Consider the following 11,933-nt stretch of genomic DNA (forward strand, 5'->3'; position numbering starts at 1 on the left):
GACCAGCAGGGCCAACTCTTCCTCATCGAAGAAACCGCTCTGCTCGGCGTATATCGTGAATAGCGCGACAACCTTGCCCTCTGCACTCAGCGGCAGCACTACCAGCGATCCGAGTCCGCCCTTCAACGCATCGTCGCGAACCATGATGCGCGGATCGGAGGCGATGTCGTTGACGACACTCACCTTGGCCGATACGAGAACCTCTTCCTTCGTGCGGCCTGCCAATCGAACTTCCCACAGCAGACTCTCGAGCTTTTTCCGGTACTCGGGCAACTCGCCCACCCAGGCTACGAACGGAACGACCAGCCGGGATTCCTCCAGCTCGCCTATCCAGGCCAGTGGGAAATTGCCTCGTTCAACCGCAATTCGACAGGCCTCGCGCAGAAGCCGCGCACGATCGTTCTCGCGGACGATCAGCTCATTGATTCCGCTCAGTACCGAGTAGAGCCGGTTTGCTCGCTCGATCTTGAGCTCGGACAACTTCCGCTCGGTAATATCCCTGACAATCGCGAGAAGATTGCCGTCGGGCATCACGGTGACATGGATGTCTGCATCGAAAGTCGAACCGTCCTTGCACCGGAGCGCCCACTCCTGCTCAAAGGCCACGCCCGAGTGAATCAGGTCCAGAGCTGGAGTGACTCGCCAGGCTTCACTCTGCTCGATGATGTCCGTTGCATGCAAGCCAATCAATTCCTGCCTTGTATAGCCGAGCATTCGACAAATGCTCTGATTGGCATCGATGTAGTAGCTCTCTGGGTCGGCAATGAGGATGCCGTCGGGTGCGTAGTCGAACAGGGTCCGATAGCGCAACTCGCTTCGCCGAAGGGAATCCTCACCGAGACGCACGGCTTCTTCGGCTTTTGCGTGCCTTGCATCCTTTACGAACTTGTCCAGGGCAAATGAAACATCGGCGGCCGCCTCGACCAGAAGTGCGATCTCTTTCGCCTGGAAGAGGCCAACCTCTTCGGCGTAGACACTGATGAACCCGACAACCGCATCATCCTGGCGTAGCGGCAAGGTAGCCGTGCTGCCGTAGCCGGCCAGGTCCGCAACCGCGCGCAGTGGTTGCAGATCGGACACCCGCAGATCGTTGCATACGTCCATCCGCCCTTCATTCACCACGCTGCGGAAGGGCTCCGGCACTGCCGGAAGATCGTCACGGTGCCCGGCCAGCCATTCAACATGGCCACCCTGGTCGCCGTACTTCTCAGCTATCTCGATGCGGCGGCCACCGGGATCTCCGAGGCCAATCCAGGCGGTGCGGAATCCGCCTGATTCAACCAGCACCCGGCAAATTTCGGCGAAGAGTGCATCGCGATCATGGATTCCCACGATAGCCTGGTTTACCTGGCTCAATGCGGAGTAGAGCCGCGAGATCCGCAAGATTTCGCGCTCATGTACTTTCTTCGCAGAGATGTCGCGTGCAACCTGGGAGAAGCCAACGACCTCGCCCCTCGAATTCGTCAACGGAGAAACGGTAACTGACGCATCAAAGAGCTGGCCGTTCTTGCCACGGCGCAATGAATCATGCTGTTCCACGCTGATGCCTTGCACCGCTTTCGCCAGCACTGCACGCTCCTCCTCCCTTCGATCCTCGGGAACCAGCCGTAGCAGCGAAGTCCCGTTCATTTCGTCAGCCGTGTAGCCGTAAGTCTGTTCCGCGCCCTTGTTCCAACTCGTGATGTTCTCTCGCATGTCCAGGCTGATGATGGCATCGCGGGAAGATTCGACGATATCGGCCAGTTGCCTGGCGACCAGCTCTGAACGCTTGCGCTGCCGGTCGGCCCTATCCAGCAGGACTGCCGTACCCCAAACCAGCGCAGCTACGAGGATCAATATGGAAGTGGCAAACAGCCCGGCGCCTCCTTCCGTTCCGAACCATCCTGCCGACTGCCCCTTGAGGCGAATCCAGCCGACCAGGTAGGGCAGGATGATCGCCACGGCAATCAGTCTGCGCGCCAGCCAGCCGCCTGAATTTTGACTGCGCAGCAAGGCCAGCAGCCCTTCGTCCGAGCGCAGGCACAAACAACCCACACTCAGGATCGCTATCGATAGCGCTGTCAGTATCGACATCTGCGTATACGGCGTGAGCGCCTCGCCGCCAAACAGGTAGGGTGTGAATCCGTGGATGCCTATCAGTCCGGCGATCAGGGCGAACGCCTGGAAAAACTGGAAATCACTGCGAAGCAGTAGCAAGCTGGCCCCGATCATGGAGATTCCCAGCGCCGTCGCGAATGACATGCCAGCCGGCATCTCGCCAACAAGAAGCTGCTCGCGAAATCCCAGGAGCGCAAAGTCACTGCCGGGGCCGCTTTCTGAACCGGCAACCGCGTTGAGAAGCCCGAGCAGACCGACGATGACGACCGCGACCGCCGCAAGCTGCGTTGGCAACAAGCGCATTTTGGCCAGTGCAGCCCGCCCCACGGAAGCAGCGCTGGCAAGCGACACGCCGGCAAGGAGCACGGCAAGAATCGTCGCGGGTGACATTTTCGGCCAACCGCTCACCACCACCCCCTTGAGACCGGCGATATCGAACAGCCAGCCAATCAGGGCAAGCGCAGCCGAGGACAGTGCGACCAGAGCGGAATACCGTGCGCAACTTCTGCAAACTGTAGCGGGCATTTCCCTTTTCCCAACCGGAGCGGCGTCAAGCATTACCTCAACAAGATACGCTTGCCCAGCCCAATAGACACCTGTCCCCCTGAACGCAACGCATCATGCGACCGGACAAGGGCAAAGTTGTTCCTTCTTGCAGCATCGAACCCGACGGGGCCATCCGCCTGCGCTCACGGATCGCTTCGCAGGCCTGCTGAAAGCGCGCGTCGGGGCGACGGTGGCATCAGGTGCCCGCCGTCGTCGAACACACGCTTTCGCCACAGCGAAACCCGCAGGCCGGGTCGAAAACCTGGCCGCTGTCGCAGGGCCTAACCGCGCTTGAGAAGCTCGCGCAACTCGATCAGGGCAGCGTTGGCGCGCGAAATGTAGTTGGCCAGGACCAATGAATGGTTGGCAAAGAAGCCGAACGGGGAACCATTGAGCACCATGGGGCTGCCCAGGGGCTTCTGCGCCTCTTCGATCTCACGGATAACCTGATCAAGGCTGACCATCGCATTCTTGTCGCGCAGCACCGGGCCGAAGTCGACGCGAATGGCTTCCAGTTGCTCGCGCAGTGCCCACGTGTAGCCTCGCGCCTCATAGAAATTGTCATCGATCTCCAACCAGGGCGTCTTCACGATTCGCGAGCTGGCCGCCGGCTTGGATTGTTGTGCGTTCGGATCGTTGGCCAGGTCGGTATCGATACGCATCTGGCCTACGCTGGCCGACAGGCGTTGCGAAAGGGATCCCAGGCGGGTCGAAACCACCGACAGATAGTCGACCAGGTTGTCTGCTCGCGCATAAAACTGCGCGTCATCGTGATCGTTGTCCGCCAGGCGTCTTGCGTAGCTCTCGATATGACCCATGCCCTCTCGATACTGGCTTTCGGAGCTTGGCAGCAGCCAGCGATCGTTTGGCGAACTGATAAGTGGTTCGGCCTCCTGAAGATCCTTGTCCTCGGTGGATTGCGTCTGCGAGCGGCTGAATTCGTTGCGCAGCGCGCGGGTAAGATCGCGCGACGCCGTCACGACGCCGAATTCCCAATTCGGGATGTTGTCCATCAGGACGCCGGGTGGCAGTTTGTCGTTGCTGAGGTAGCCGCCGCGCTTGTCGAGCATGATCTGCGTGCTTTCAATCAGCGCCGTGGCCGTAGCGGATCCGACCACGACCGGCTGCTGCTCGGTCGTGGCTCGCGCCTGGGTCGCCTTGACCGGATCGAAATACGCCGGCTCCGTGTCCCACCACCACATCATGGCAAGGATGACGAGCACACAGGCAACGATCAACACCAGGCCGCTGCGGAAAAACCATGGCGAACGACGCGGGGGATTGGCAGAAGAATCCATGTGGCCTCCATTGGCTCTGACGGGACGAAGGCCGCTCTCGCTTGAGGGTGGCATCCGTCGCGTGTTTGGCAGAGGTCTATCTTCGCACGAGCGCCATGAACGAATGCGCATGGCGCCCGATGCGGCAACCCGGGGGTTGCGAACCCGGCCAGCGTGACGGCGGTTCGACTCGCCCCGAAATCCGGCATCAGAGTGGCGGGGCGAATCCATCCCCGAACACGGAATCGTCAGTGCAGGTCAGCGTGCGCACACCTGTCGGCCCCTCGGAAATGGCCAGGATGTCGTTGTCGACATCGACCCAGAGCGCCTCGCCTGAAGTCTGGCGTTCACCAATGAATCGCGGCTTGCCTGGCACACCAACATCGTAGGTGCGCAGGCCGCCATATTCACCCGCCGCCACGTAGAGACGGTCGTTGCGCACGGCAATGGCGTTTGGAACGGCTGGCGAGGTCGGGATGTGCGCGACCTCCACCGGTGCTGCGGGAATCGACACATCAACAATGCGGACACCTTCCTGAGCGGTTGCCACGTAGATCATCGTCGCCTCCATAGCCAGATCGTTGATGAACGAGGCGAACTGGATCTCGCTCAACTGCCGGGGCATTGCCGGATTCGATATGTCGACGATGAACACCCGACCGGACTGTCCACTGACAACAGCCAGATTGCCATGGACCGCGACTCTGATCGCACCATCAGCGGCCAGCTGGAAGGTACCCAGCTCCACTGGCGATGCAGGATTGGTGAGATCATGAATCTTGAGTCCGCTGAATCCCCAGGTCGCGAACAGCAGGTTGCCCTTGCTGTCGAGGTCGAGCAGCACATCCGGAACGGTGATCGTAGAAATCAGCCGGGTGCCGGCCGGGTCTGCAATGTCGACCACTTCGAGCTGACCGTAGCTGCCAACGACTGCGTGTCCATTGATCCACTCCACGTCACTGGCATGGGTAGATCCGGACTGGAATCCACCCGCATATACCGGGTGCCCCGGATCACTCAGGTCCAGGATGCCGAGGCCACGTTCGCCGTTGGCAACGAGGATCCTGTCACCGGCGATGCGCACTTCCGCCGAGAGCGCGAAGAAATCCAGGCTATCCAGCTCTTGCGACACCAGCGGATGGCTGAAATCGATCGAGCGCAGTCGCGAGTTGAATTCGAGATCGGGCAGGACGAACGTGTTGGTGCCGAGCATCGCCAGACCGTAGACGTTGACGGGATCGCTGCCCAGAGTGACAGGCGCGGCCGGATTGGCGATGTCGTAGACCACCGTTCCTCCATAGCCATCCGCAACCACCAGTTGACTGGCGCCCCGCGGCTTGACCACATGGGCGATGGCCGGCGTGTCATGCGAGCCAATCAGGGTTGGCAGCGTCGGTATCGACAGATCAAGGATATCGAAGCCGGCACCGCGCCGCGCGACATAGGCACGGCTACCCTCGACATGAATTCGGGAAGCCAGGGTCGAGCCCGCAAATCTCCCTGCGTAAACCGGTGCGCTCGGGTTGCTGATGTCGACGATGCTGACCCCTTCATCATCGTCAGCCAGATAGGCGTAGTTGCCGCGCAACTTGAGGTCGAAGACAAATCCCGTGCCGGCGGCTGCGGTCATGCCAAGCATTGAAAGGCTGTCGGGGTCAGTGATATCGACGACGCCCATGCCGACATTCCGGATGGCAACGTACAAGCGGTTACCTGCCAGCTCCATTCCGTACGGTTGCAGCCCGGCAGCCAGCACCAGGCTGCCTCGCAGCATGGGTGCCGAGCGATTGCCGATGTCGACCAGGCGAATGGTCGACCTCCAGTCTGAAAATGCCGCCAGGTTGCCGTCCGCGGACACTGCAATACTGCGTACCGGATCCGAAACAGATACTTCACCGAGCCGATCGAGCGCAGCCGGATGAGTAGCATCAATCAGGGTCAGTACCGCTCCGTTGCCAACCAGGAGCAGGTTTTCGCCGTTGCCGGCCCAGGATTCCACCACATGGCCGGGACCGTAGGCCCAATGCCCTTGTACAGGATCGCTGCAACTCAGCGGCCTACCTGCCGCGACGGCCGAAAACCAGGCCAAGCCGGCCAGAAGACTGGCTCCACGGCCAAGAAACAGGCGCCAGTCTCCCATTCGGGGGACGACACTGATTCTCATATTCGTGCTCCGGAAGCATGGGGAAGCCCCATCTCACGGTGCCCTGACGGCGCCGGAAAGACATGCAAGAACAAGGAAATTATTCTTCAAGTTTCCTTGACCGCACCGGACTTCGCCGCACTTGCGCCAATAGCAGGACTCAATACGCGATGGAAGAGGGCATTCCGCCGATCGGGAGCCCACGCTCGTCCAGTTCCAGCCTGGCGCTCTTGCCCAACTCGCCTTCTCCCAGTTCCGCGGCACGCAAGGCGAGCAGTTCGAAGCCGGCCTCGCGGGCCCGCTCGGCCACGCGGCCCAGGGCCACTTCACGCTCGTCGCTGCGCATTGCTGCGCGCAAAAGCTCGGTGCGCAGGGTCAAGAGTGCATCCGGATGAGCAACCAGTTCCTTTTCAAGCTCGTCGAGAAGGCGCTCGGCAGCCTCGAAGCGCTCTTGCGCCGACAACAACCCTGCCAGCAACACGCCGGCCTGGACGGCTGCATTGGCATCGGACGCTGCCAGCAGGGCGCGGCGCAACTCTCGCGCAGCCTGTTCAGCGACTGCCAGGTTGCCCTGCCGGGCCGATAGTTCGGCCAGATCCAGATCACTCATGCGTACCCAATCCTCGAGTCCCGCTGCCGCGCGCAATTGACGCGCTTCGCGAAAGCTCGCCTCGGCACTCTCGAACGAACCGCGCAACGCGAACAGGTGAGCCCGCGCCGTCGCAATGGCTGCGCGGCGCTGGGGAGCTACCTTGTCATCCATGACGATGCTGTCCAGCAACTTTTGCGCAGCGTCCGGTTCCGCGCGCAGGATCAGCAACTCACTCAGGCTGGCCGCCACCTGCAGTCGAAAGTCCGTCGCTCCGATGGCACTGAAGCCATCGAAGGCCTCACGAAACCGCTGCTCGGCATTCGCAAGCCTTCCGGCGCGCCTGTCCTGCACGCCAAGGTTGAACTGCAACCTCGACACGTCAAGTGTCGCACCCAGTTCACGGAAGGCTTCAAGCGCGGATTCGTTGGCCTCGCGTGCAGCGTCAACGCGCCCGGATCGGGCATAGAGGACAGCAAGATTGCCAAGTGTCGTCGCCTTGCCACGCCGATCACCACCTTGCTCAAACAGCTCTGCTGCTTTTTCCCACTGCTCCTGTGCATCCGCCGCACGTCCGGAACGCGCCAGCATCATGCCCAGATTGTTGCGTACCGACGCTTCGCCGGACTGGTCATCCGCATCGAGGTAGGCGCGCAATGCCTGCTGGGCCATCTCCTGTGCAGCAACCTGATCGCCGGCGTGCTGGCTGGCCACCGAGAGCACATCCATGGTGCTGGCCAGTTCACGCGGATCACCCAGCGCTTCCTGTTCTCCGAGCAGGGACTTGAGCGAATCAATTGCCTGGCTGCTGTCCCCTGCTGAACTCATGACGAAGGCTGCTTCCCGCCTTGCGCCCAGTTCCGTACTGCGCTGGCCGAGCGATGCCGCCCGCTTCGCTACGGATTCAAATCCTGCTATCGCCTCAGCGTAGCGGCCATCCTCGCGCAGCAAGGTGGCTGCGATCATTTCACGGCGCAGGGTTGCGCCCGGCCACGGTGTCTTCTCAAGCAACGCATCGACCAGCTCGAGATCACTCCGTGCCGCCGCGACTTCCCCCAGATATTGATGCGCCACTGCCTGCTCGAACAGCGCGTCCACGCGGGCGTGGTCATTCTCGGCCAGCTCGACCGCCTCGATGGCGGCAACCAGGCGTGCAGCATGATCACCACGCATACCGACGAGTCGAGCCTGCATCAGCGCGAGTCGACTGCGATCCAGCCGCGGCGATGTATCCGCTTGCATCTGTTCAAGCACGTTGCCGGCTTCGGCTACACGCCCGGCGCCCATCAAGGCTTCGGCCAGCCGAAAGCCGGCATCGGCATCACCACGATCCAGCTGGTGTAGTGCCTGCAGGGCGTTGATCGCATCGGCACGTCGATACTCAAGCGTGGCGGCGAAGGCCTGCACGCGCAACTGTGACGTGCGAGGCAATGGTCCGGATAGCTCGGAAGCTTGTTTCGCGAGGATTCGGGCCTCGGCCAGCTTTCCTGACCTGGCCAGGGTATCTGCGAGGCTCGTCATTGCGGCGACGGAATCAGGCTCGCGATTCAGCACCTTTTCGAAATGCATCCTGGCATCGACCAGGTTGCCCGCATCCAGCGCATCGAGACCCAGGGCATACCAGGACCGTGCTTCAGGCTCTTGTGGCCGGCTATCGTGCAGGATTTCCTGAGCGCGCATGCTGCCGCTCGTCAGGGGATCATTTCCGAGATAGCCACTGCGCCAGGCCCAGAACGCAAGCAGGCTTGCGACGACGACCAGCCCTCCCAGCGCCGCTCCCCATTGCAGCGATCGCGGCCGGGATGACGAGCCAGGGGCATCAACCATGCTTGCTGAATCCTGCGCGGCCTCGGCCGACGGAGCGGCATCGGCTTCGTTGGCATTGTCGATCACGACGGGTTCGATGAGCAGGCAATATCCGAGCTTGTGCTTGGTCTCGATGATGGCCGAGTTTCGTGCTGAATCGCCAAGTGCCTGACGCAATTCGCGAATCGACTGCGACAGCACGCCGATGCTGACGGCCTGACGTCCCCAGACCCGATCGAGCAGTTCCTCATGGCTGATGACGCGCAGCGGATTCTCCAGCAAATGCCGGAGCACGCTCAGAGTGATCGGCCGCAGGGCGATTTCACCCTCGGGGCCACTCAGCTGGGCGCGGTGCGTATCGTAGATGAAGGAGGCGAATTGGTAGTTCATGCAAGGATTCTAACCGCCTGCCTACCGAAAAGATGTCTAGTGGGTATTGGTGGGGGTCCGCGATCCCCCAACCGAGACGAGACGTCGAGCCAAAGGATGCCGCACCGTGGTCGATGGAAGTACGACTGCCAAGCTGGCTGGCCAGCAACAATCGATGTTTTCGATTTTATCGATGATCAGGATCGTCATCAGCTCGCAAGCACGGCCAGCTCAGTTCGATACGACGAGAAAAATACTCTCGAGATCTTCTTCCATGGGCATGTTTGCCAGCGACGGGACTTTTCCGGACTGGCTGCTACGCATGATCGGAATGAACCACTGGCTTGCGACCGATGCCGCGGTCGGAATGGACCCGATACTGGATGCGCACCAATGCAATACAGGCTAAAGACAGCACAGTTGCCACGTCGATCCCGCGTCAAGGCTTCAGCCAACCGCAACGCGCCTTCCGGCGAACTCCGCTGCGGACACGTCTCATGCAGCAAACTGGTTGTGCAGTTGCCGGTAGTAAATCCGATGCGGAAGCAGCATTCAATTGAATCACAAAATGCGCATGCTGCTTCCATCGCCTTATGGATACCAGCGCGATGACCTTTTGCCGGCGGTGGCCACGCAATGGCTGGCTTGTGGATGGTGCCGCGTGACGCCGTTCAAGCACGCGAATGGGCACGTATCGGCAAGCTCGCACAGGATTGCGCCAGGCTGGCACGCGGGGATTGGCTTCGCGTTCCAGCCGGTGAGTCGCAGGCATGGCTGCACTGCAGCGAACTCCAGCGATATCCGGGCTAGAATGCGACTCAATACCTGACCGCCAGCTCCAGCATCGAACATGCTCGCCCTTCCCGATCAACCAGTACTCGACAAGATCCGCCTGATCGGCGGCTGTTCACGCCTGGACCTGAACATTGAAGCGCCGCGCCTGCAGGACGAAGTCGCGCGCTTGCCGGAATCATTCTGGGGACAGAGCGGAGGGCGCGTAGGTGTCCACAATCCGGCCCAGGCGATTTTCCTGCGCGGACATGCGCCCGCCCAGGGAAACCTGCCTATCGACGAGCGCGAAGCACTGGCGCATTTGCCCGCAGTCCGCGAACTGATTGAAAGAATCGTGCCGGCCCAACCCATGCGCTGCCTGATCGCGATGTTGCCGCCGGGCGCGGTGATCGCCCCGCATATCGACCAGGCCGACTATTTCAGCAAGACCATTCGATTGCACGTCCCGATCGTTACCAGTGATGCCGTCTGGATGTATTGCAATGGACAGAGTTATCGCATGCGAACGGGCGAAATCTGGGCCCTCAACAACAGCTCGACGCATGGCGTGATCAATGATGATGACAAATGCGAGCGCATCCATCTGATCTGTGACTTTCTGGCGAGTGCCGAACTGGAGGCCCTGCTGCTCTCCGGGCAGCGCGATCTGGGCGAGCGCAATTTCGCCATCGAATCACGCCTGTTCGCAGCGCGCGGCAAAGCCCGACTGGCATGATCGCGACCGATCGCTTCGTCTACGTCCATTTGCACAAGTCCGGCGGCACCTTCGTCAACGAGTGCCTGATGCGATTCCTTCCCGGAGCCAGGCGAGTGGGATATCACCTGCCACGGTCGCGAATTCCCGAGTCGCTGCGCGCCTTGCCGGTGCTGGGCTTCGTGCGCAATCCTTGGAGCTATTACGTTTCCTGGTTCTCGTTCCAGTCGCGGATGCCACAACCGAACGCACTGTTTCGCTGCGCCAGTGAAAACCGGGCCCTGGATTTCTCCGGAACCATCCGCAACCTGCTTGATCTGGGGAGCGGCAACACGAAGCTCGATCAGGTGCTGGCGATGTTGCCGAAGGACTACGGCAATCAGGGCCTGAACCTGCCGGCATTCGCACTGGATCCCATACGTGACAGCGGCAAGGGCTTCTACAGCTATCTGTATGACTACATGTATGGCGGAGGCGAATCGCCGGCGTCAGTCGGCAAAGTGGAAACCCTGCGCACCGATCTCAGGCAATTCCTGGCCGGCCTCGAGATTCCTTTGTCGCCTGCGCTGACCGAATTCATCGATCACGCGCATCCGCGCAACACCTCCAGCCATCGGTCCTGGCGTGATTACTACGATGATGAGCTTGCCGCACTCGTCGCCATGCGCGACCAGGACGTAGTGAAATTGCATGGCTATCGTTTCGAAGACTAGCCATGCCCGGTAGCCACATCCGCTGAACTGTTGGCGCGGGCGCTATCAGCGCCGCTTCTAAGCCCTGGATGGCTTGGCCGGCTCGCCCTTCTTGCCGAGTTCTTCAAGTAGGGTGCTCATGTCTTCGGCATGCTCCTCCTCGACCGCCAGGATTTCCTCCATGATGCGACGAGTCGTCGTATCGGCATTGCCAAGATAGGCAACGATCTCGCGGTAGCTGTCGATCGCTATGCGTTCGGCAACCAGGTTTTCCTTGATCATGTCGACCAGGTCATCGCCCTCGACATAGTCGGAGTGGCTGCGCGTCAGCAGACCTTCCGGAGAAAGATTCGGCGCGCCACCCAACTGGGTTATGCGTTCGGCGATGCGGTCGGCGTGTCCCTGCTCCTCATTGGCGTGCTCGAGAAATTCTGCAGCAACGCTCTGCGCGTTGATTCCAGACGCCATGTAGTGGTGATACTTGTAGCGCAGCACGCAGACGATTTCCGTGGCCAGCGCTTCGTTGAGAATCCTGATCACCGTCTCGCGATCCGCCTTGTAGCCGTCGGTTACCGCTCCGCGCTCGATATGTTCGCGGGCACGCTTGCGGATGTTCTTGATATCGGAAACGAAAGGTTTGCTTGCAGCCATGGGAATTGCTCCTTGGGTCGACTCGCGAGGATTCCTGGCTGCGCACCTCTCGCGTCACGAGGTGTCCGGAACATGCAGCCCGAATAACCAGCCCAATGGTGCCGATCCATATTGCAGCCTAAGCTGAACGAATGGACCTTTCAGCCGCGAAAAGTCGATTCGGCGCGCGCGCGGATCGCTTCGATCAGCGGCCATACAGCTTCAATCTCGCCCTCATGCCGTCGCCATTTTTCAGCAGCCGGGGCTGACACCGTATGCCGGGAATGAGGCAATTTCG

General features: G+C 60.8%; 7 protein-coding genes. 2 read left to right on the plus strand and 5 right to left on the minus strand.

Annotated features, from left to right (window positions below):
- The 4 genes from WBP53_RS16220 to WBP53_RS16235 all read right to left on the minus strand — a co-directional run.
- Nucleotides 1-2,622 (minus strand): PAS domain S-box protein (locus tag WBP53_RS16220; protein WP_423930790.1); only part of this gene is annotated, 2,622 nt, incomplete at its 3' end.
- Nucleotides 2,623-2,924: 302 nt separating this feature from the next.
- Entirely contained in the window at nucleotides 2,925-3,941 is a 1,017-nt protein-coding gene (locus tag WBP53_RS16225) for a DUF2333 family protein (protein WP_423930791.1), read from the minus strand.
- Nucleotides 3,942-4,128: 187 nt separating this feature from the next.
- On the minus strand, nucleotides 4,129-6,084 hold the full coding sequence (locus tag WBP53_RS16230) for an LVIVD repeat-containing protein (RefSeq protein ID WP_423930792.1): 1,956 nt from the start codon (nucleotides 6,082-6,084) through the stop codon (nucleotides 4,129-4,131).
- A 139-nt stretch (nucleotides 6,085-6,223) separates the two neighbouring features.
- Nucleotides 6,224-8,848 (minus strand): tetratricopeptide repeat protein, encoded by a 2,625-nt coding sequence (locus tag WBP53_RS16235; protein ID WP_423930793.1) that lies wholly within the window; start codon nucleotides 8,846-8,848, stop codon nucleotides 6,224-6,226.
- Nucleotides 8,849-9,677: 829 nt separating this feature from the next.
- On the opposite strand from WBP53_RS16235, the gene WBP53_RS16240 reads away from it, so the two are divergent.
- Nucleotides 9,678-10,334 (plus strand): aspartyl/asparaginyl beta-hydroxylase domain-containing protein, encoded by a 657-nt coding sequence (locus WBP53_RS16240; RefSeq protein ID WP_423930794.1) that lies wholly within the window; start codon nucleotides 9,678-9,680, stop codon nucleotides 10,332-10,334.
- Nucleotides 10,331-11,026 carry a hypothetical protein gene (locus tag WBP53_RS16245; RefSeq protein ID WP_423930795.1) on the plus strand — a complete coding sequence of 232 codons (696 nt, stop codon included), beginning with the start codon at nucleotides 10,331-10,333 and terminating at the stop codon, nucleotides 11,024-11,026. The genes WBP53_RS16240 and WBP53_RS16245 overlap by 4 nt, the downstream gene beginning before the upstream one ends.
- A gap of 57 nt (nucleotides 11,027-11,083) precedes the next feature.
- Here WBP53_RS16245 and WBP53_RS16250 read toward each other — a convergent pair whose 3' ends face one another.
- A complete protein-coding gene (locus WBP53_RS16250; RefSeq protein ID WP_423930796.1) occupies nucleotides 11,084-11,656 on the minus strand; it encodes a ferritin-like domain-containing protein in 573 nt (190 codons plus the stop codon).
- Between the last annotated feature and the right edge of the window lie 277 nt (nucleotides 11,657-11,933).

The sequence above is a fragment of the Dokdonella sp. genome, from assembly GCF_049593775.1.
In the GTDB taxonomy this organism is placed as follows: Bacteria; Pseudomonadota; Gammaproteobacteria; order Xanthomonadales; family Rhodanobacteraceae; genus Dokdonella.